General features: G+C 62.2%; 20 protein-coding genes. 6 read left to right on the top strand and 14 right to left on the bottom strand.

Annotated features, from left to right (window positions below):
• The 12 genes from AC57B1_RS05080 to AC57B1_RS05135 all read right to left on the bottom strand — a co-directional run bounded on the left by AC57B1_RS05080 (position 1) and on the right by AC57B1_RS05135 (position 12111).
• Positions 1–408, bottom strand: coding sequence for a universal stress protein (locus AC57B1_RS05080; protein WP_496416846.1), 408 nt, complete (start codon positions 406–408; stop codon positions 1–3).
• Between the two features lie 125 nt (positions 409–533).
• Entirely contained in the window at positions 534–878 is a 345-nt protein-coding gene (locus AC57B1_RS05085) for a hypothetical protein (protein WP_496416847.1), read from the bottom strand.
• A gap of 6 nt (positions 879–884) precedes the next feature.
• Positions 885–1100 (bottom strand): hypothetical protein, encoded by a 216-nt coding sequence (locus AC57B1_RS05090; RefSeq protein ID WP_408348366.1) that lies wholly within the window; start codon positions 1098–1100, stop codon positions 885–887.
• A 221-nt stretch (positions 1101–1321) separates the two neighbouring features.
• The gene (locus AC57B1_RS05095) at positions 1322–2440 is read right to left on the bottom strand and encodes a DUF294 nucleotidyltransferase-like domain-containing protein (RefSeq protein WP_408348363.1); all 1119 of its coding nucleotides are present in this window, start codon (positions 2438–2440) and stop codon (positions 1322–1324) included.
• Positions 2441–2454: 14 nt separating this feature from the next.
• The gene (locus tag AC57B1_RS05100) at positions 2455–4590 is read right to left on the bottom strand and encodes a 3'-5' exonuclease (RefSeq protein ID WP_496416848.1); all 2136 of its coding nucleotides are present in this window, start codon (positions 4588–4590) and stop codon (positions 2455–2457) included.
• Between the two features lie 8 nt (positions 4591–4598).
• The gene (locus AC57B1_RS05105) at positions 4599–4985 is read right to left on the bottom strand and encodes a response regulator transcription factor (RefSeq protein WP_496416849.1); all 387 of its coding nucleotides are present in this window, start codon (positions 4983–4985) and stop codon (positions 4599–4601) included.
• Positions 4982–7753, bottom strand: a complete 2772-nt coding sequence (locus tag AC57B1_RS05110) for an ATP-binding protein (protein ID WP_496416850.1) — start codon at positions 7751–7753, stop codon at positions 4982–4984. The genes AC57B1_RS05105 and AC57B1_RS05110 overlap by 4 nt, the downstream gene beginning before the upstream one ends.
• 1 nt (position 7754) lies before the next feature.
• Complete coding sequence (locus AC57B1_RS05115; RefSeq protein WP_496416851.1) at positions 7755–8096, bottom strand: hypothetical protein; 342 nt, start codon at positions 8094–8096, stop codon at positions 7755–7757.
• 67 nt (positions 8097–8163) lie between these two features.
• Complete coding sequence (locus tag AC57B1_RS05120) at positions 8164–9828, bottom strand: cation acetate symporter (protein ID WP_177205110.1); 1665 nt, start codon at positions 9826–9828, stop codon at positions 8164–8166.
• The gene (locus tag AC57B1_RS05125) at positions 9828–10133 is read right to left on the bottom strand and encodes a DUF485 domain-containing protein (protein WP_091802368.1); all 306 of its coding nucleotides are present in this window, start codon (positions 10131–10133) and stop codon (positions 9828–9830) included. Before AC57B1_RS05125 ends, AC57B1_RS05120 begins: the two co-directional genes overlap by 1 nt.
• 448 nt (positions 10134–10581) lie before the next feature.
• Positions 10582–11535 (bottom strand): Tim44 domain-containing protein, encoded by a 954-nt coding sequence (locus tag AC57B1_RS05130; RefSeq protein ID WP_496416852.1) that lies wholly within the window; start codon positions 11533–11535, stop codon positions 10582–10584.
• Between the two features lie 81 nt (positions 11536–11616).
• A complete protein-coding gene (locus tag AC57B1_RS05135; protein ID WP_091802377.1) occupies positions 11617–12111 on the bottom strand; it encodes a CBS domain-containing protein in 495 nt (164 codons plus the stop codon).
• Positions 12112–12258: 147 nt separating this feature from the next.
• Between AC57B1_RS05135 and nhaR the strand changes: the two genes are divergently transcribed.
• The 3 genes from nhaR to AC57B1_RS05150 all read left to right on the top strand — a co-directional run bounded on the left by nhaR (position 12259) and on the right by AC57B1_RS05150 (position 14874).
• The gene (gene nhaR / locus AC57B1_RS05140) at positions 12259–13152 is read left to right on the top strand and encodes a transcriptional activator NhaR (RefSeq protein WP_408348347.1); all 894 of its coding nucleotides are present in this window, start codon (positions 12259–12261) and stop codon (positions 13150–13152) included.
• 257 nt (positions 13153–13409) lie between these two features.
• A complete protein-coding gene (locus AC57B1_RS05145) occupies positions 13410–13712 on the top strand; it encodes an ArsR/SmtB family transcription factor (protein ID WP_091802383.1) in 303 nt (100 codons plus the stop codon).
• A 100-nt stretch (positions 13713–13812) separates the two neighbouring features.
• Positions 13813–14874 (top strand): alkene reductase, encoded by a 1062-nt coding sequence (locus tag AC57B1_RS05150; RefSeq protein WP_091802386.1) that lies wholly within the window; start codon positions 13813–13815, stop codon positions 14872–14874.
• 190 nt (positions 14875–15064) lie between these two features.
• Here the strand turns inward: AC57B1_RS05150 and AC57B1_RS05155 are convergent, their stop codons facing one another.
• Positions 15065–15592: a GNAT family N-acetyltransferase gene (locus AC57B1_RS05155; protein ID WP_496416853.1), complete on the bottom strand. Its 528-nt coding sequence runs from the start codon at positions 15590–15592 to the stop codon at positions 15065–15067.
• Between the two features lie 197 nt (positions 15593–15789).
• Here AC57B1_RS05155 and AC57B1_RS05160 point away from each other — a divergent pair, with 197 nt between their 5' ends.
• The 3 genes from AC57B1_RS05160 to AC57B1_RS05170 all read left to right on the top strand — a co-directional run bounded on the left by AC57B1_RS05160 (position 15790) and on the right by AC57B1_RS05170 (position 18226).
• The gene (locus AC57B1_RS05160) at positions 15790–16242 is read left to right on the top strand and encodes a MarR family winged helix-turn-helix transcriptional regulator (protein ID WP_408300760.1); all 453 of its coding nucleotides are present in this window, start codon (positions 15790–15792) and stop codon (positions 16240–16242) included.
• Between the two features lie 15 nt (positions 16243–16257).
• The gene (locus tag AC57B1_RS05165; protein WP_496416854.1) at positions 16258–16821 is read left to right on the top strand and encodes an isochorismatase family protein; all 564 of its coding nucleotides are present in this window, start codon (positions 16258–16260) and stop codon (positions 16819–16821) included.
• Positions 16822–16885: 64 nt separating this feature from the next.
• A complete protein-coding gene (locus AC57B1_RS05170) occupies positions 16886–18226 on the top strand; it encodes an MFS transporter (protein WP_091802397.1) in 1341 nt (446 codons plus the stop codon).
• A gap of 82 nt (positions 18227–18308) precedes the next feature.
• On the opposite strand, the gene AC57B1_RS05175 is transcribed toward AC57B1_RS05170, so the two are convergent.
• Positions 18309–19832: a CoA-acylating methylmalonate-semialdehyde dehydrogenase gene (locus AC57B1_RS05175; RefSeq protein ID WP_408300764.1), complete on the bottom strand. Its 1524-nt coding sequence runs from the start codon at positions 19830–19832 to the stop codon at positions 18309–18311.
• Positions 19833–20063 lie beyond the last annotated feature (231 nt).

The raw sequence follows: 20063 nt of genomic DNA on the forward strand, positions 1-20063 counted from the left end.
TCAATGCACCATCGTCACCGGCGTGAACGTGCGCCTCGACAGCGACGCGAGCACGGCCAGCCTGCGAAAGAAGCCCATATGGCTCGCGTCGATCACCATCACGTCGGGCCGGGTCGTGGCCGCGTAATCCGCAACCGCTTTCGTGCGGTGGCCGAAGACGCGTTTCCAGCGGTAGGGCACACCGGCTTCTTCGAGAATCGTGCGGGCGTCGATCAACGCTTTCAGCATGATCTGCTTCTCGTGACGCAAGAGGGAGCTACGTGAGTGGAAGGCTGCCGCCCGCCCCTCCCCGACCGGTTCGAGGACTTCCAGCAGTTCGACCTCCGTGACGCCACGCTCGAGGAACATGAACGCGGCGTAGCGCGCAGCCTCGACGGCGCCGCTATGGTCGAGGACGGGAATCAGCATTCGTATCATCGAGAAATCCCGGGGGTCGATCAGTGTGTAACTCGAGCTTAGCTAACGCCGCATTAACGCCGTGTAAAAAGTATCAGCCTTTTTACGCGGCCCGCCGAGATACGGCCAGTCCGCCGTTATGCCTGGATCGCCGCCGGATTGAGTTCGACATGCAGGATCACGAGCCAGCGCTTCGGGCAGTCCGCGGCGATCTGCAGATCCCGCTTGCCGTCGGCGCCGGTCTTCACAAAACCCTTTTCCCGCGCGAAGCCGAATGCGCGCCGCGCGTCGGACTGCAACCACAGCGTCACCAGCCCGCAGGTCAGACAGCTGAAAATCCACAGGGAGTCGGACGGCAACGCGGCGTCGAGTTGCTGGGTGGCGTACGTGAAAAGCGTTGTGAGAACCTGGTTGGTGACGAAAACGATGGCGATGAGCTTGCACAGCCCCCTGAACATCATGGCCTGTCGTGACGGTGTCATGGCTTGTCAGACGCCGAGCACGCGGCGCGCTTCGAGTTCGGCCAATGCCAGCGCTTGCGCGGAACTGGGCATCGGCCGTCCGCAGCCGCGCCCGGTGATCTGCTGGATCTGTTTGTCGTGTCTGATGGTCGTTACGCGCAAGGCGCCTTTGAACATGTGCCCCGGAGCGGGAAACACGCAAGCCTCGACGGTCATACCGCCCTTGGTTTGTTTGAATGCCATATGAACCCCTGCCAATTTCGCGGTTTTTCCACGTCGAAAAACCAGTCACTCAGTATACGGAGGACCTCGTAAAGAGCGCGAAACGATTGCAGCAGACCGCATAAAAATCCCGTGAAATTCAAAGCACGCCGACCAGCCGGTATCCCACGCCCGACTCGGTGATGATGTGCTCGGGACGCGCCGGATTGCGTTCTATCTGCGCGTCAAGTCGCTGGGTTTGCTCAAAGCCCTCGACCCGTGTCGAGGTAGTCCAAGGCCAGGCGCTTTTGTAAGGCACGCGCCTGGCGAAGCGTGTCGAGCAGAGCGTGCCGTGTCAGCGGGCCCAGTTCGTCTGGATGGACGTGATTGTGCATGGGCAAGCCACGCTCATAACAGCGCTGCTGATTTTCGAGGCGCAGCTTCTGGATGAAATAAAACGCCTGTATCCAGGAATCCACGTCGCGCTGATCCAGGCGTTGCGCCTCTCCAGCCCGTCGAAAGCGATCCGCCGTATTGCTCGTGCGGGCGCCAAGGGCGAGGCCGTAGATCCGGGCCGCGTCGACGAACAGCGTCGCGGCGTGCAGTTTGAGATCGAGCGTGCCGGCGAATTCGCCCCCCTTCTCGACCACGAAGTCACGCACCACGCCGAGCGGCGCCTTGCGCCGCAATGCGTTCTCCGCCATCTGGTAAAGAAAGCGCGGATTGTCCGGCGCGATCTCTTCGAGCCAGTCGGCGAGCGCCTCGGCCAGATCGAAGGCGCCATAGAGGGGGCGCAGGTCGAAGAAAATGCTCGCGTTAAGGAGCGCCTGCGGGTCGCCCTCGCTGATCCATGTCGCGAAGCGCTCCCGCCATTCGTGCAGGTCGAGACACCACTGCGGATTGCTCGCCATGATCTGCCCGGTGCACAAGGGAAAGCCGCAGGCATCGAGCGCTTCATTGATGCGCAGCGCAAGCGGCAACAGTTGTTTGCGCAGGGCCGTGGCGCCACCGCTGCCAGCGAAAATGATGCCGTTGTCCTGGTCGCTCGACAGCGTCTGTTCCTGACGCCCTTCGCTGCCCAGCGCGATCCAGCACCAGCGCGCTTCCTGCATGCGTGTCCCGGCGCAGGTCAACTCGATTGCGCGGCGCGTGATCTGGTCGTTCAGCGTGGAGAAAAGTCCGGTGAGCGGTGCCGGAGCCGCCTCGCCGACCGCGCAATGCACGAGCCTGCGCACCGTCGCAGCGGCCAGTTGCAAAGACGCGGCATCGTTCGCGTCGGCTATGCTGCGATGAGCGTGTCGCAGGTCGTGCGCGAGCGCGCGACCCGCGACGGTTTGCGGGTCGAAAACAGCATCGGGCCCGGAGGTGGCGGAATCATCCATCGAGTGTGCACTCCTCAGTAGCGGATTCGCGCGTAAAGGGTCTGCTGCGCGGCATCGCGGGCATCTTTTAGCGTGACTATGCCTTTCTCCGCCAGCAAGGGGATCATCCGCAGGAACACCTCGCCGGTGACGATGGCGTCGCCGAGCGCGGTGTGCCGGCCGATCACCGGCACGCCGAGGCGCGCGGCGATCGCCTCGAGCGAGTGCCCGGGCTGATGAGGGTGGATCACCTGCGACAGGAGCAGCGTATCGAGGACCGGCTGCCTGAACGCCACGCCGGTCCTCGCTTCGAGCATTTGCAGAAATCGCATGTCGAACGCGGCGTTGTGCGCGACGAGCACGGTGTCCGCCGCAAAATCGCGGAACTGCGGCAGCACTGCTTCGACCCGCGGCTGTCCCTTGAGCATCGCGTGGGTGAGGCCGTGAATACGGGTCGATTCGGCGCTCAGCTCGCCTCTTGGCTCGATCAGCCGGTCGAACGTTTCCTGCTGGAGCAATCGTCCATTGACGATGCGCAAGGCGCCGATAGAGATGATTTCGTCGCCCGCGGCGGGATCGAGCCCGGTGGTCTCGGTGTCGAACACCGTATAGCTGAGTTGCGAGAGCAGGCACTGATCGATCTCGGCGCTCTGTCCCGGCTGATGAAAAAGATCGAAATCGTAGAATTCGGGCCGGCCTGTCGGCGGCGGTGCAATATCGAACGCACTCCGGGGTTCGGCGGCTTGCAGCATCACGCGGTAGCGCGCCCTGCCCTCGGCCGGCTCGCAACGATATACCGATTCGCCGCCGTGGCGCGCGATCACCGAATTCAGCGTAAGCGCCAGGCCGCCAGCACTGACCGGAAGCGGTGCGTGCTCCCACGCCCTTAACGTGTCGGCGGGCAACGGCGCGCCGCTCCAGACGAGATCCAGATGCGCCAACCGATCGGCGCGCTGCAAATCGAAGCGCAGTTCGGTCACGCCCGCGTCAGCCGCGAGCCGCCGCGATAGATAGGCGAGCGCCTGCGTCAATGCGTAACTGTCGACCCTGAGCCACAAGGTGGCGTCGATGGTGTCGCCGGCCGTGACGCGCAGTGATGGCCCCCCGATGCGCCGCAGCAGTAAAGCGATCAGGTCAGTGCCACGCATGTCTTCGAGTTCCCGACGGCTGTCCGTAGCGTTGCTGCCCTGCTGCACCGCGCGCTCGATCTGAGCGGCGAGGCGCATCGATTCGTCGCCGATGATGGCGGTGAACTGAGTCCGCTTCGCGCCGCTCATGTCCGGAAAGGTCTGGATGGTCTCGACCGCCGCGCGGATATTCGCGAGCGTTGCCCGCGTGTCTTGCGTCAGCGACTGCACCAGTGCGTCGCGCCGGTTATCCGCCTCGACGTGGCGCGTAATGTCTTCCAGCGTCAGCACGAAGCCATTGAGTGCGCGGACGCTATCGAACACGGGCGCCATGTGCGCGCGCACGATTTGCCCATCCGCGAGCGTGGCAACGAAGGAGCATACGGGTGGCGCCATGTCGTCGCGCGGGTCCTGCAACTGGTGCTGGATTTGTTCCAGCGCGTGCAGGACGAGACCGCTCTCGATCACGCCGAAAACCGAGCGCCCAAGCCCGATGGCCGAGACGCCCTGATGGCCGGTTCGCAGCAATTGCCTCGCGCGAGTGTTGAAAAGCAGGATACGCCCGTCGATATTGCACACCAGGACGCTCAGCGCGAGTTCCGCCATGAGCGCAGCGAGCCGGTTCTTTTCTTCGGCGAGCGCTCGGCTCGCGAGTTCGATTTTTTCCTGTACGTCGCTGTGCAGCGTTTGATGTGCGGCGGCAAGCGCGTTCAGCTTCTCGACGAGAACGCGCACGTCGCGCGCGCCCCGCACCGTGATGCGGTGCCCAGGGTTGGCCGCGAGCAGCACGGCGTCTTCAGCCAGTCGCGCGACCGGTGTGATATAGGCGTCGAACAGCGCTTTCAGGCCGAAGCCCAGTGCGAACAGCAGCAGCGTTGAGAGGGCGATCCAGACCGCGGCCCGTTGCAGCAGCATCTCGCGCAACCACGCGCGCTGCGCGTTGGGGATGTCGAGCGCGAGAGACGCAAGAATCGCGGCGCCAATAAGCACCTGCACTGCGAACAGCAGCGTCAATGCGATGCCAAACCGACGTCTGGCGATCATTGTGACGATCATTCGTCGCTTCGGTCATGCCGAGCGAGCAGCGAACGCACCTGCTCGACCAGTTCCCTCGTGGAGAACGGCTTGGTGATGTACGCATCGGCACCGAGCGCGAGGCCCTTGCTCACCTCGAGGTCGCGGCTCTTCGCCGACAACATCACCACCTTCGTTCGATTCCATGCGCTGTTTTCGCGAATCGTCTGACAGACCTCGAAGCCGTTGCGCAACGGCAGCATGACATCGAGCAGCACGAGGTCGGGTTGGAACGCGGCCATCTGCTCAAGGGCTTGCGCTCCGTCCCGCGCAATCGCCACTTCGTAGCCACACTCGGTCATCAGGAATTCCAGCGAGATGACGATGTTCGGTTCGTCGTCCACGATGAGGACTTTATAGGTCATGACGTTGTCTCCTTCGCGCTCGCGAGAGGTAGCGTGAACACGAACACGGCGCCCTCTACTTCTCCCGGCTCTCCCAGCGCACTTTCCAACCTCAGCGTACCACCGAAATGACGGACGATTTCGCGGCTGATCGGCAGTCCGAGGCCGGTGCCCTGCGGCTTGCCGCTGATCGTGTCGCCTCCCTGCCGGAACTTCTCGAAGATGAGTTCCCTATCCTGCGCACGCACGCCGGGACCGTTGTCGCGCACCTCGACGCGTAACGCTGCGCCCACCCGGACGAGCCGCACCGCGACGCGCCCGCCGGCACGGTCGCAGAACTTCGCCGCATTTGACAGCAGATTGAGCACCACCTGCATCAGACGGTCGTGATCGCCCAATACAAGCGGCACCGCGGCCGGCAGGTCCAGTTCGAGCGCAATGCGTTGTTCGGCGAAAATCTGGCGGGTAGCGTTCACCGCGTCTTCGATGACCTGCTTCAGGTCGAGCGGCTCGGCATGCCATTGCGCGCTGCCCGATTCCATCTTGGCGAGGTCAAGCACATTGTTGATGAGCCGCGTGAGCCGCTCACTCTCCTTGATCACGATATCGAGGTATTCGCCGCGCTTCGCGGCCGGCAGATCGGGATGCTCGCGCAGGATTTCCGAGAACGCGCGGATCGACGTGAGCGGTGTGCGCAATTCGTGGGTGACCGTCGAGATGAAATCGTCCTTCATACGGTCGAGCTCGCTGAGCCGCGCGTTGGCTGCCTTGAGTTCCGCCGATGCACTCTCCAGCTCGCGCGACTTCTGCTCCAGCTGGTGGCTGTAGGCGACGACCTGAGAGGTTTCATCCAGTATCGCCATCACTTCGTTCAACCCGAGCGGCTCCTCGTCGACGACCGTCGCTATCATCGCCCGCGCCGACGCCGCGCCGATCGCCCCGGCAAGTTGCCTCTCCGCGAAGCGCACGAGGTCGGCGTCCGCGGTGGGCGAGTTCGTGCCACCACGTTCGTGGTGGAAGCGCGCGTATGCGTCGTCGGCAGCAGCTGAACCGAGGAAGCGCCGCAACAGCTCAAGCACCGCCTCGGTCGAGGCGCTGCCGCGCCAGATGTCCGGGCGGAGCACGTCGCCGGTGTGCGCATAGGCGTCGACGAACAAGGCAGCCTGGGTCTTTTCGACCACGCTCTGCCCGCTCGCGAGCGACACGCCGACAAAGCCCGCGACGTTCGCCAGCATGCTCCAGAAAAGCGCATGCGAGACTTCGTCCAGTCCGTGCAGACCGAACAGTTGCCGCGGCCTGAGCCACTCGATGCCGAGCGGTCCGTGCGCGAGAAAGCCACGCGGCAACCAGCCGGATTCGGCAAACGAAGGTAGCAAGAGCGTGTAGGCCCATAGCAGGAATCCCGCGCTCAAGCCGGTCAGCGCGCCGAGCCGGGTGCCGTTTTTCCAGTAGATCGCCCCGAGCATCGCAGGCGCGAACTGCGCGACCGCCGCAAACGAAATCAAGCCGATCGAGACCAGCGCGTACGCTTCGCCGGCAAGCCGGAAATAGGCATAGCCAAGCATCATCAGCAGCACGATCGCGGCGCGCCTGATCGTGAGCAGCAGTCCGGGGAAGTTCGCGCGCCGCTCGGATTGCAGTGATTGCAGGCGTAACAGCACAGGCATCACAATGTCATTGCAGACCATCGTGCTGAGCGCGATGGTTTCGACGATCACCATGCCGGTCGCAGCCGACAACCCGCCGATGAACACGAAAAGCGTGAGCGCCAGTTGATGCGCACGCATGGGCAGCGCCAGCACGAACATGTCCGGGTCCACGGCACCGCCGGAGAAATTCATCGTTCCGCCGAACGCAATCGGCAACACGAAGACGTTGATCGCGAGGAGATACAGCGGCAGCACCCAGACGGCTTTCGCGACGTGGTTTTCGTCCATGTTCTCCACTACGGCAATCTGGAACTGGCGGGGCAGCAGCATGATCGACAGCATCGACAACACGATCAGTGACGCCCAACTGCCAAGCGCCGCACCGCCCGCGCCTGCCTCGCCGCCATGCAGCGTCAGCAAGGCGTTCAATGCGGGGACCGCCTGCGCACGCGCAAACAGATCTCCAAAGCCATCGTAGATTCCGAACGTGACGAACGCCCCTACGGCTAGAAACGCGACGAGCTTCACGAGAGACTCGAAGGCGATCGCGGCGACCATGCCTTCGTGGCGTTCGGAAGCATCGAGGTGGCGCGTTCCGAACACAATGGTGAACGTCGCCAGGAGGAGCGCGATGTATAGGCTTGGATCCGACCACCAGGGCCCTGCTTCGGCACGCCCGCTGGCAATGCCGGTGGCATGCGTCAGGACGGCGACGCTGGCGGATACGGCCTTCAGTTGCAGCGCGATGTAAGGCACGAGTCCGACCACCGCGACCAGCGTGACGAGCCCGCCGAGCAGCGCGCTCTTGCCGTAGCGCGAAGCCATGAAATCCGCAATCGACGTGATGTGATTGTTCTTGCTGATGCGGATCATCTTGCGCAACACGGTCCACCACAGCGCCGCCACCAGGGTGGGGCCGAGATAAATCGGCATGAAGCCGACGCCGCTTCTGGCCGCGCGACCAACGCTGCCATAGTACGTCCAGGAACTCGCGTAGACCGCGAGAGACAGCGCGTAGACGTAGGGGCTGTTGATGATGCTCGTGCCCGCATCCGCGCGCCGGTCGCCATAAAACGCGATTGCAAACAGCACACCCAGATAGACGAGCGACGCCAGTGCAATGACCCAGCCGTCCAGCATCTCAGTCCTTCGATGCCGGTTCGGATCCGACGGCCCGCGTGGATGTTTTACGCGAAGCCCCCTGTTCGACGATGGCGGCAAGCAAAACGATGAAAAGCGCCCACGCGGCGAACAGATATCCGTACAGGAGCGGAAGGCCCAACCAGGTTCGCGTGTCGTTGAACAACGCCAGCAAAGGATAGTTGAACACCAGCCAGCCCAGCACGAACAAAGCGATCAGGCGCTGGCCGGCAAGGGCGCGATGCGACATGGGCATCTCCCGCAAAAGGATTTGCGAACCATCTTTCAGCAGCGGCGATATTGCGGGTACCTGAACAATAGCGTCACGACGGCTGCGCGCCATGAACGCCCGGTTGCGTTACGAGAAGCTCCGGATGATTTCGAGGCTTCTCGTGCCGCGTCCGCCCAGGTCAATGGCCGGATGCGCCCGACGCACCGATACCGGTTTCCGAACGGACTTTCTGGGCCGGATACCCCGCACGGTCGATACGTGCGCGCTCGCTCCTGTCCAGAATCGAGAACAGCCAGATCCCCACAAAACCCGCGGTCATGGAAAACAGAGCGGGCGACGTGTAGGGGAAAATCGCATCCTTGTGACCGAGCACATCCACCCACACCGACTTGGAGACGAGCGTCAGCCCAACCGCTGTCACCAGCCCGAGAAAGCCGCCGATGGTAGCGCCGCGTGTCGTGCAATCCTTCCACAACACCGACATGAACAGCACCGGAAACGTTGCCGATGCCGCGATCGCAAAGGCCAGCGAGACCATGAAGGCGATGTTCTGCTTCTCGAACGCAATGCCAAGGATCACCGCCACGATGCCCAGCGCTACCGTCGTGATCCGCGAAACAGCGAGTTCCTTTTCGCTGGCGGCCTTACCCTTCTTGAACACCGTCGCGTAGAGATCGTGCGATACCGCCGAAGCGCCGGATAGCGTCAGTCCGGCGACAACGGCGAGGATCGTTGCGAAGGCCACGGCGGAGATGAAGCCGAGGAACACGTTGCCGCCCACTGCGTTCGCAAGATGGATGGCTGCCATGTTGTTGCCGCCCAGCAGCCCGCCGAGCGCATCCTTGTACACCGGATTGGTGCTGACGAGAACGATGGCGCCGAAGCCGATGATGAATGTCAGCAGGTAGAAGTAGGCAATCCATGTGGTTGCCCAGAACACGGACTTGCGCGCCTCCTTGGCGCTCGGCACGGTGAAGAAGCGCATCAGAATATGCGGCAGGCCTGCTGTGCCGAACATCAGCGCCATGCCGAAGGAGATCGCTGAAATCGGATCCTTGATAAAGGCGCCCGGACCCATGATTGCGTCCTTCTTCGCATGAACCTCCACCGCCTTGGCGAACAGCGCTTCCGGATTGAAGTGAAACTGCGCCAGCACCATGAATGCCATGAAGCTCGCGCCCGCCAGCAGCAAGCCCGCTTTGATGATCTGAACCCATGTGGTCGCCGTCATGCCACCGAACAGAACATAGACCATCATCAAACTGCCGACGATCACAACCGCGACCCAGTATTCCAGACCGAACAGCAGCTTGATCAACTGGCCTGCGCCGACCATCTGCGCGATCAGGTAAAACGCCACCACAACCAGCGTACCGGATGCCGCGAACACGCGGATTGGCGTCTGTTGAAAACGATATGCGGCAACGTCGGCGAAAGTGAAGCGACCAAGATTACGCAGGCGCTCCGCCATCAGAAAGGTAATGACCGGCCATCCGACCAGAAAGCCGATCGAATAGATCAGTCCGTCGTAGCCATTCAAATAGACCGCCGCCGAAATGCCGAGAAACGACGCAGCGGACATATAGTCACCGGCGATGGCAAGCCCGTTCTGGAAGCCCGTAATTCCGCCACCCGCCGTGTAGAACTCTGCAGCCGATTTTGTCTTGCTCGCGGCCCACTTCGTGATGAACAGCGTGAACACAACAAAAACAGCGAACATCGATATCGCTGTCCAGTTGGTCGGCTGCTTCTGCAACTGGCCGAGGTCACCCCCTGCAGCCCAGACCGTGCCGGCCACGGCACACAGCGTCAATGCGCACAAACCACGTTGGAATTTAGTCATCACAGCACCTCACTGCGAATTTGAGCGGTGAGGTCATCGAATTCCCGGTTGGCGCGCCGAACGTAGATTCCCGTAATGGCCACAGTAAAAACGATCACGAACAGCCCGATCGGGATGCCCCAGGTCATCACGCCCGAGCCAATCCTGGCGGAAAGCAGATTCTTGCCAAATGCAACCAGCAGGATGTAGCCGTAGTAGACGACCATCATCATTGCCGCCAGGAGCCAACCGTACGACGAACGCGTTGCCACCAGTTGTCGGTACTTGGGATTCGACTCTATCCTTTGAACAAGATCTTCTTCCATTTTTCGTGTCTCCGGTTTTAGGCGTAAACGAGGTAATTTCCGGCAACCTCGAATGTCGTGCAGGGTTTTTACCGGCGTGGTCTAGCGAATGCAGCATCGATCATCATCCACCTCCGGGTATCCGACAGTCAGATCGCCGAGCGCGCCGCATCGCGGCAGCGGATAACTGACCTCAGGCTATTTCACCCAGACGCCAGCCGGTTGATGCAGGTCAACGCCTGCGTGTTCACCTGGCTTCATTCCGAAAATGAGTCTGTGGCTCGCACAGTTCGCCTGTCGGCAGCGCTCCAGACATTCATTGTCCAGACATCACGCGACCACGGCTTCGATGTAGGCTTCTTTGACAGTGTCCGGCCGCTCGAGTATCGGCTGACAAGAATGAGGTGTAGATAGGGAATAACCGGCAGCAAGCCGCTGCCGGTTTCAACTGCGTTCCAACTGCGTTTCTTTAGCGGTCCATCTGCTGGATGCCCGCCAGTCGCCATGCCTGGTCGCCCTGTGTGCTCCTGACGATGTTCCAGATCTCCTGGAACGGCTGGGCGGTCTGCGCGTCGTCTTCCCGCATCTGCCCGTAAAAGCGGACGCTGACCAGCGTTTCATTAACAGTGTCTTCCGTGCCCAGCACTTCGGCTTCGAGTTGCGTCACATCCGTACGGCTCGGCTCGTGGCCCCGTGCCTCCAGGTCCTGCTTGAGCCGCATGAACATCTCGGGCGTGGTCAGTTCGAACAGATCGCCTTGCTCATTGCGGTCCCACGCGCCCTGAAGACGCATGAACATAGCCTTCGCCGTTACCAGAAATGCAGCCTGGTCCGCGAGCGCGGGCTCCCGTGCGTTCACGCTACCCGCCGCGCCAGTCGATCCCATCGCGGCTCGTTGCCAGTCGCGCAAGTTCGTGTCAGGCCGCGATTGTCCAACCTGGTTCAGAAACGGTGAGTTATTCGTTTGCTGCCGGTCCCCTGAATAAGCCAGATTCGGTCGACGCCGATTGGCGATGAAGCGGAACAGCATCACGCCGGCGAGCACCACGAGGCCGATCAACAAAGCATTCGAGAGCATTTGAGCCAGCCCTTCAGCCAGACCGAACGATGAGAGCAACGCCGCAATGCCCAGGCCGGCGGCGAGACCAGCGAGCGGGCCCATCCAGCGCCCAGCACCGGTGGCCGCTGGTGTCTGCCCTGCCTGCTGCGCGGGTTGCGCCTGCTGGCTGCGTTGCCCCTGGCCGGACGGCGACGCCGCCTGCGACTGTCGCCCAATGCTTTGACTGCCGCCGACGCGCTTCGCCTCGGCGTCGTTCGAGGCCACGGCTCCAAGGGCAAGAAGTCCGGCCAGACCGAGCGCCGCTGTTCCGCGTGTCACCGCGCCGGCAGCACTTCGAAGACGATTGATGATCTGCGTGTACATATGAAGCCTCTTTCGGTAAGTCAGGGAACTGCCCGCATAGCGCGCCACTCGGGTCGCGCAAAAACATTACGAACAGTAATATTATTGACTGGTCAAACTTGCAGCCCGTCGTGCCTGCAATCCGCTTTGGGCAGCCTGAAGGCTGTTGCCGTGGATATAGTGCTCGAGCTGCTGAATGGTCTGTTCCTGCTCGACAATCAGGTTCTGGATGAGGTCACCGATCGACACCATGCCGATCACCTGCGCTGCGGCAATGACCGGCAGATAGCGGATCCGGTCCGCCGTCATGAGCGCCATGCATTCTTCGGTTGTCTGGTCCGGACTGACGTAGCGCACAGTCGTCGACATGATGTCGCGCACAGGTGTATGCCGCGACGAGCGGTCCATCAGAACGATTTTTCTTGCGTAGTCACGCTCTGTCACGATGCCGGCAATACGACCGTGGTGTGCGACGATCAGCGCGCCCACCTTCCGGTGAGCCATCACCGCTATTGCGTCGTAAACCGAAGCGGATGCCTGAGTCGACCACACTGTCTGTGACGCTTTTGAGCGAAGGAGCTGCGCAACCGATGCCATATGTCACCTCTGTGAGTTGTCGTTAGCCGCCCGCTGGCGCCTAAGTACGAGGCCTCAATGTAACTGAACATGATGGAACGAAAAATGCGTATTTTTAATGCGAACACTTCGAATAAACCGTAGTGTTATGAATTTGGCGGAGGACGCGTGAACTTCAAACATCTGCATTACTTCTGGGTCGCGGCGCACGCGGGCGGCATCGTCCGAGCCGGGGAGCAGTTGCACATCTCGCCGCAAACGCTCAGCGGGCAGATCAAGCTGCTCGAAGAAGCGCTGGATAAGAAGCTGTTCAGGAAAAATGGGCGAACGATCGAACTGACCGACGCGGGCCGTCTTGCGCTCGACTACGCGGACGAAATATTCTCATTGGGCTCGGAACTCGAAAGCGCCGTGCGGCGCGAGAGCGAATCCGGCGCGCAAACACGGTTTCGCGTCGGCATCGCGGATTCGGTACCCAAGGCGATCGCCTACCGGCTGCTGGAACCGGCGCTGAGCGCCTCCACGTCGCTGCGAATGATCTGTCACGAAGGCAAACTGCACGCGCTGCTTGCCCAACTGGCCGTACACCGTCTCGATCTGATCATCGCGGACGCCCCCATTCCCGCCGACGTCAACATCAAGGCGTTCAATCACCCGCTCGGCCGCTCGACGCTCAGCTGTTTTGGCGCAGAGGCGCTGATTCAAAGCGGCGGCAAGCGCTTTCCGCTGTCGCTCGGTCAGTTGCCGGTGTTGCTGCCGGGCACGGAATCCGCAGTGCGCCGCAAGCTGGATCACTGGCTCGCTTCGCATGCCATTTCGCCGCGCATCGTCGGCGAGTTCGACGACGGAGCGATGACCATGGCGTTCGGTCGTGAAGGCCGCGGCCTGCTTTTCGCACCCACCGTGCTGGAGCGTCAGCTACAGGCGGAGCACAATCTGAAGATGGTCGGGCAGATCAACTCGATCGTCGAAGAATTCTTTGCCATTTCGATCGAGCGCCGAATCAGCCATCCGGCTGTCGCGATGATCATGGACGCAGCGCGCAGCGACTTGTTTATGTAGCGAAACCTGCACGAATAAAGCGCAGGCATCCTGATCAAATAGCGTTCTCGCATATAGCCGCGACGGTCCAACGCTGTCATGCGGTGAAGCGCTGCCGGAGTGCGGAACCTGTGGGCGCACTTATCACCCCATAGCCTGTAGTGTCTTCATGCATATCGTAAAAATACGATATATAATTCGTCACGTAACGATGCAGGCGTTTGCGCACTAACCGGCGCCGCGCCTGCCTGTTGTTGAAGACCATGAAACCCACCCCAATGACGCTCGACATCGACGCGATTCACAAAGCGCTTGCCAACCCGGTTCGCCGGGAGATTCTCGGCTGGCTGCGCGAGCCGTACGCGCATTTCGCCGACCAAGAACTGCCACTCGATCACGGCGTATGCGCCGGCAAGATCGACGCGGCCTGCGGCCTGTCGCAGTCCACCGTGTCGGCGCACCTCGCGGCTTTGCAACGCGCGGGGCTCGTCACGTCGAAGCGAGTCGGTCAATGGGTGTTTTTCAAACGCAACGAACCGGTCATCCAGGCGTTCCTCGAGCACATGAACACGAGGCTCTAGGCGCCGGATCCGCATCGCCGCACTTCTTTCCGCACTTCTTTCATCACGCAGTATTTTTGTCACGCTCGGGCCACATGCCCGCCGTCAAAGGTGAACTCATATGCCGACTCTTTTCGATCCGCTGCAAATTGGCGATATCACGCTGTCGAACCGCATCATCATGGCGCCGCTCACGCGCCAACGCGCCGAAGAAATCCGCGTGCCGAACGCGCTGATGGCGAAGTACTACGCCGAGCGCGCAACGGCCGGCCTGATCATCAGCGAAGCGACTTCCGTCACACCGCAAGGCGTGGGCTATGCCGACACGCCGGGCATCTGGTCGCAGGAGCAGGTTGAAGGCTGGAAGCTCGTCACGAGCGCCGTGCATGCCGCCGGCGGCAAGATCTTTCTGCAACTGTGGCACGTGGGCCGCATTTCCGACCCGCTGTTCCTGAACGGCGAACTGCCGGTCGCGCCGAGCGCGATCGCCGCCCAGGGCAACGTGAGCCTGGTGCGTCCGGAGCGCGCCTATGTGACGCCGCGCGCACTGGAACTCGACGAAATCGCCGGCGTGGTCGAAGCATTCCGCAAAGGCGCGGAGAACGCCAAGGCAGCCGGCTTCGACGGCGTCGAAGTGCACGGCGCGAACGGCTATCTGCTCGACCAGTTCCTGCAGGACAGCACCAACAAGCGTACCGACGCTTACGGCGGCCCGGTCGAAAACCGCGCCCGCCTGCTGCTCGAAGTCACCGACGCCTGCATCGGCGTGTGGGGTGCGAATCGTGTCGGCGTACACCTCGCGCCGCGCCGCGACGCGCACACCATGGGCGATTCGGATCCGGCCGGCACCTTCGGTTATGTGGCCCGCGAACTCGGCAAGCGCAAGATCGCGTTCATCGCCGCACGTGAAGCGCTCGGCGACGACCGTCTCGGCCCGCAACTGAAGAAAGCATTCGGCGGCCCCTACATCGCGAACGAAAAGTTCACCAAGGAAACCGCGCAACAGGTGCTCGACGCCGGCGAGGCAGACGCGGTGGCGTGGGGTCAACTGTTCATCGCGAATCCGGATCTCGTGCGCCGCTTCGCCACGAATGCGCCGCTGAACAAGCCGAATCCGGCGACGTACTATGCCCGTGGCGAAACCGGTTATGTCGATTACCCGGCGCTGGAAACCGTGGAATAAGCGTCAGAAAAACAAGCTGAAAAAGGCGAAGCTATAGGCTGAGTCGGCGGAGGTCGGACGGCTGGTTCAAAGCGTCCAATGTGAGGCAGGATGTTGAAAAAAAGGCGCGGCAGGTGCGACAGGAATGAGCTGTTCCGGTCACATCCGCCGCGCTTTTTTATGTTCGAACATAGCGCGGCCATACGACTCCTCAGGCAAGATCACGCCGCATGAAAACGCGCTTCGATTCATCGAGTCCTCGCGCAATGTGCGCATCGCGCCGTTCGATCAGCGCTGCGTCGAGTTCGGCTTCTTCGATATCGCGAAACCCGAGCCGCCGATAGTACGGCGCATTCCACGGCACTTCGCGAAACGTCGACAGGATGACTTGCGGGAGTCGTTGCGAACGCGCGAGTTCGGCGACCTGCTCGATCAGCGCCGCGCCAATACGCTGCCCGGCGTGCGAGGTGAGCACGTCGAGTTCCTGCACGTAGATGCGCGTGGGTTGCGGCTCGAACATCACGAAACCCACGCACGTTGCGTCGGCACCGACGGCGACGATGATCTCCCGTGCCGCTATCTTGCGGGCGACGAGTTCGAGATCCATAGGCGGCGCATCCGCGATCCCCGCCATATCGACGCTGAAAAAGCGCTGCCCCGCTTCGAATTCAATGGTGCGGATCGCGTTCGCCTCGTGCTGCCCGGCGAACCGGAAAGTGATGGCAGGAGCGTGTTGCATGAGACGTTACTCAGGTTGGTGAGGGTGGTCGTTCTGGACAACTTCCCCGATATTGACATCGCCGCCGGGCAGTAGACAAGTGAGCGCCCCTTCATGACACCGAACGCCCGATCAACCGGCGCGCATCGGCTAGCTCAACTTGACGCCAGACATATACGAAGGTAACCTTCACAGGTAGCCTTCATATCTATCGCGGCATGACCCAGCAAGATCCATTAATCGATTCCGAAGCCGTGCACAGCATGGCGGAAGACTTACGCGTGCTGGCCGGAAAACTGCGCCGCCGCTTGCGCGAAGAGTCGCACGTGGGCGATTTCACCCCTTCACAGGTGCAGGTTCTCGGCTTGCTGGAGCGCGAAGGTCCGGCAACGGTCACCGCGCTGGCGCGTGCTCATGGCATGCGTCCGCAGTCCATGGGGGAGACGCTGTCGGTACTTAAAGCGGCCGGACTGGTCAGCGGCGCGCCTGATCCGAACGACGGCCGGCAAACGGTTCTCTCCCTCACCCCCGCGTTCCGCAAAAAGATCAAGGCCAGCCGTGCGGCGCGCGAAGACTGGCTGTTTCGCACCATCCAGACACGCTTCTCGGCGGCCGAGCAACAACAACTCGCTGTCGGCGTCGAGTTGCTCAAACGCCTCATCGACTCGTAACTCCAGGAGCCCTTCATGCCAATCACCACGCTGGATGCAAAGACCGCACTGATCGTCATCGATTTGCAGCGCGGCATCGTCGCGCTGCCCACCGCGCACCCCACCGGCGCAGTCGTCGAATGCGCGGCCGCCCTCGCGCAGGCATTTCGCCGCCACGGCCTGCCCGTGGTGCTCGTCAACGTGGCCGGCGGCGCGCCGGGCCGCGCGGATCAGGCGCGCAACACGGGCGAGTTCCCCGCGGATTTCGCCGAACTGGTGCCCGAACTGAACGCGCAGCCGTCGGATCATCGGGTCACCAAGCGCACCTGGGGCGCGTTCACGAACACCGATCTCGAAGCGTACCTGCGCGAGCAAGGCGTCACGCAGGTGGTGCTCGTGGGCGTGGCGACCAGCATCGGCGTCGAATCCACCGCGCGCTACGCACACGAAATTGGCCTGAACGTCACGCTCGTCGTCGACGCCATGACCGACCTCCATGCGGACGCTCATGCCAACAGCATCACGCGCATCTTCCCGCGCGTCGGCGAAACCGGCACGACGCAAGACGTGCTCGATCTGCTCGAACAATCGCACGCATGAACTTGAGTTCGAACCCGCGCCGTAGCGTGAACGCCGCCCGCATCCTTCATCAGGGAACAGCCCGGTGAATGGCACTTTCCGTTCGCTGAGCAATTTCAACTACCGGGTCTGGGCAAGCGGTGCGATCGTCTCCAACGTCGGCACGTGGATGCAACGCACGGCGCAGGATTGGCTCGTCCTCACGGAACTCACGCAGCACAACGCGACCGCCGTGGGTATCGTCATGTCGCTGCAATTCGGGCCGCAAATGCTGCTGTTGCCGCTGACCGGTTATGCCGCCGATCACTTCGACCGTCGCAAGCTGCTGTTCGCGACCCAGGCGGCCATGGGGTCTCTCGCGCTGGGCCTCGGCATCCTCACCGTCACCGGGCTCGTGCAACTGTGGCAGGTCTATGTCTTCGCGGGGCTGCTCGGCTGCGTCACCGCGTTCGATTCGCCAGCACGGCAGACCTTCGTGTCGGATCTGGTCGGCGAGCACGATCTGTCGAACGCGGTCGCGCTGAATTCCACCTCGTTCAACGCGGCGCGCATGATCGGCCCTGCCATCGCGGGGCTGCTGATTGCTTCCGTGGGCACCGGCTGGGTGTTTCTCATCAACGCGCTGTCTTTCGTCGCGGTGCTCGGTTCGCTGCGCATGCTGCGGGTGAGTGAACTGCATCTGAAGCCGCGCGCGGTGCGCTCACGCGGCAGTTTCGTGGAAGGCTTCAAATACGTGTGGAAGCGTCCCGACCTGAAGGCCGCTTTGCTGATGCTGTTCCTGATCGGCACGTTCGGCCTGAATTTCCCGATCTTCATCTCGACGATGTCGGTCACCGCCTTTCATGCGGGTGCCGGCGAATACGGCGTATTGAGTTCGACCATGGCGATCGGCTCCGTGACCGGCGCGCTGCTTGCCGCGCGCCGGGCGAAACCGCGCATGGCGCTGCTGCTCGGCGCGGCGGGCGTGTTTGGCGTGGGCTGTACCGTGGCCTCGCTCATGCCGAACTATGTGTTGTTCGGCCTTGTGCTGATCGTGATCGGCGTATCGACGCAAACCTTCACGACCTCTACCAACAGTCTCGTGCAGCTCTCCACCGAGCCCGCCATGCGCGGCCGGGTCATCGCGATTCTGCTGGCCATCGCGTTGGGTGGCACGCCTCTCGGCGCGCCGGTGGTCGGTTGGGTCGCGGACCGTTTCGGCCCGCGCTGGGCGCTCGGCGTGGGCGCGGCATCGGGATTCGCGGCGGCGGTGGTCGGCTTGCTCTATCTGGTGAAGTACCGCCAGTTGCGTGTGTATGTCGAAGGCGGGCGGCTGCGCTATAGCGTCGACGATCCACGCCAGGCGCCCGCGTATGTGAGCCCCGCGGTCGCCGTGCAGAACGCCGTGTTGAGCGAAGTGGAAGAAGATTCGTCTTCGGGCGTTTAACAAGCCATTGTGAAGGCCTGATGCAAAAAAGCCGCGCCTGACCAGGCGCGGCTTTCTCATTCCGGCAGACTCGCCAGAAGACCTACTTCGCCACCGGCATCGTGAATTCAGCCCCCTTGGCAATGCTGTCCGGCCAGCGTTGCATGATGCTCTTGTAGCGCGTATAGAAGCGCACACCCTCTTCACCATAGGCGTGATGGTCGCCGAACAGCGAACGCTTCCAGCCGCCGAACGAATGCCATGCCATCGGCACCGGAATCGGCACGTTGATGCCCACCATGCCTACCTGAATCTGCCGGCCGAACGCACGCGCCACACCGCCATCCGACGTGAAGAGCGACACGCCGTTGCCGAACTCGTGCGCGTTGATCAACTCAACGGCGCTCGCGAAATCGGGTACACGCACCACCGCCAGCACCGGGCCGAAGATCTCTTCCTTGTAGATCTTCATTTCCGTGCCGACGTGGTCGAACAGCGTGCCGCCGATAAAGAAGCCGTCTTCGCTCGCCACCGCGTGCGCGCGGCCGTCGACGATCAGCTTCGCGCCTTCCGCTTCGCCCGAGGCGATATAACCGGCCACCTTGGCCTTATGTTCGGCGGTAACCAGCGGACCCATTTCGGCGTCGAGATTTTCGCCGTTCTTGATGACGAGCGATTTGACGCGCGGCACCAGCTTTTCGATCAGCTTGTCGGCCACGTTGCCGACCGCCACCGCGACCGAGATCGCCATGCAGCGCTCGCCTGCCGACCCGTAGGCCGCGCCGATCAGCGCGTCGACCGCCTGGTCGAGATCGGCGTCCGGCATGACCACCAGATGATTCTTCGCGCCGCCGAGCGCCTGCACGCGCTTGCCGCGCTTCGACGCTTCCGTGTGAATGTATTCGGCGATCGGCGTGGAGCCCACGAACGACAGCGCCGCCACGTCCGGGTGATCGATCAGTGCATCCACCGCCACCTTGTCGCCGTTGACGACGTTGAACACGCCATCGGGCAAACCGGCTTCCTTCAGCAATTCGGCAATCCGCAGCGACGCCGACGGATCACGCTCCGAGGGTTTCAGCACGAACGTGTTGCCGCAGGCGAGCGCGACCGGGAACATCCACATCGGCACCATGACCGGGAAATTGAACGGCGTGATGCCGGCGACCACACCCAGCGCCTGACGCAGATTCCAGTTGTCGATGCCGCCGCCGATCTGGTCGGTGAAATCGGTCTTGAGCAGGTTCGGAATGCCGCACGCGAACTCGACCACTTCGATGCCGCGCACCACTTCGCCCTGCGCGTCCGTGAACACCTTGCCGTGTTCACGGGTAATCAGCATGGCCAGTTCGTCGTGATGCTGGTTGAGCAGTTCCTTGAACTTGAACAGAATGCGCGCGCGCTTGAGCGGCGCGGTCTCGCTCCACGCGGGAAAAGCGGCCTTGGCGGCCTGGACCGCCGCATCCACTTCCTCGACCGACGCGAGGGCGACCGAGCCGGTCACCTTACCGGTGGCGGGATTGAACACGTCCTTGAAACGGCCGCTGGCGGGCGCGGCCGGCGCACCGCCGATGTAGTGGCCCAACTGCTGCACCGACAGCTTTGCTTGTTCATTCACTGCATTCATGTCTTACCTCGTGTTCGGGATCAACCGCGGCATGCCAGCGCCGGGTCATAGGCAAAAAATCGGGCTACGTCGCACCACCCTGAGCGGCCATCCGCTCGCCGGCAGGCTCCATTGAGACTTGCCAACTGTATCGACGGTGCCGGTCATACTCCCGATACAGCCAAATAAAACCGCGCCTCACTGTATTGTTTTCTGCGTGACAACTGTATTGGAACGTGGATCTCGCCCAGG

The sequence above is a fragment of the Paraburkholderia sp. BGA-UO-ETr-F21 genome (genome assembly GCF_059567925.1).

Coding starts and splice junctions, on each gene's coding strand:
- AC57B1_RS05080 (WP_496416846.1), bottom strand. CDS start 408: ATGCTGATTCCCGTCCTCGACCATAGCGGCGCCGTCGAGGCTGCGCGC.
- AC57B1_RS05085 (WP_496416847.1), bottom strand. CDS start 878: ATGACACCGTCACGACAGGCCATGATGTTCAGGGGGCTGTGCAAGCTC.
- AC57B1_RS05090 (WP_408348366.1), bottom strand. CDS start 1,100: ATGGCATTCAAACAAACCAAGGGCGGTATGACCGTCGAGGCTTGCGTG.
- AC57B1_RS05095 (WP_408348363.1), bottom strand. CDS start 2,440: ATGGATGATTCCGCCACCTCCGGGCCCGATGCTGTTTTCGACCCGCAA.
- AC57B1_RS05100 (WP_496416848.1), bottom strand. CDS start 4,590: ATGATCGCCAGACGTCGGTTTGGCATCGCATTGACGCTGCTGTTCGCA.
- AC57B1_RS05105 (WP_496416849.1), bottom strand. CDS start 4,985: ATGACCTATAAAGTCCTCATCGTGGACGACGAACCGAACATCGTCATC.
- AC57B1_RS05110 (WP_496416850.1), bottom strand. CDS start 7,753: ATGCTGGACGGCTGGGTCATTGCACTGGCGTCGCTCGTCTATCTGGGT.
- AC57B1_RS05115 (WP_496416851.1), bottom strand. CDS start 8,096: ATGGCGCGCAGCCGTCGTGACGCTATTGTTCAGGTACCCGCAATATCG.
- AC57B1_RS05120 (WP_177205110.1), bottom strand. CDS start 9,828: ATGACTAAATTCCAACGTGGTTTGTGCGCATTGACGCTGTGTGCCGTG.
- AC57B1_RS05125 (WP_091802368.1), bottom strand. CDS start 10,133: ATGGAAGAAGATCTTGTTCAAAGGATAGAGTCGAATCCCAAGTACCGA.
- AC57B1_RS05130 (WP_496416852.1), bottom strand. CDS start 11,535: ATGTACACGCAGATCATCAATCGTCTTCGAAGTGCTGCCGGCGCGGTG.
- AC57B1_RS05135 (WP_091802377.1), bottom strand. CDS start 12,111: ATGGCATCGGTTGCGCAGCTCCTTCGCTCAAAAGCGTCACAGACAGTG.
- AC57B1_RS05145 (WP_091802383.1), top strand. CDS start 13,410: ATGACGCTCGACATCGACGCGATTCACAAAGCGCTTGCCAACCCGGTT.
- AC57B1_RS05150 (WP_091802386.1), top strand. CDS start 13,813: ATGCCGACTCTTTTCGATCCGCTGCAAATTGGCGATATCACGCTGTCG.
- AC57B1_RS05155 (WP_496416853.1), bottom strand. CDS start 15,592: ATGCAACACGCTCCTGCCATCACTTTCCGGTTCGCCGGGCAGCACGAG.
- AC57B1_RS05160 (WP_408300760.1), top strand. CDS start 15,790: ATGACCCAGCAAGATCCATTAATCGATTCCGAAGCCGTGCACAGCATG.
- AC57B1_RS05165 (WP_496416854.1), top strand. CDS start 16,258: ATGCCAATCACCACGCTGGATGCAAAGACCGCACTGATCGTCATCGAT.
- AC57B1_RS05175 (WP_408300764.1), bottom strand. CDS start 19,832: ATGAATGCAGTGAATGAACAAGCAAAGCTGTCGGTGCAGCAGTTGGGC.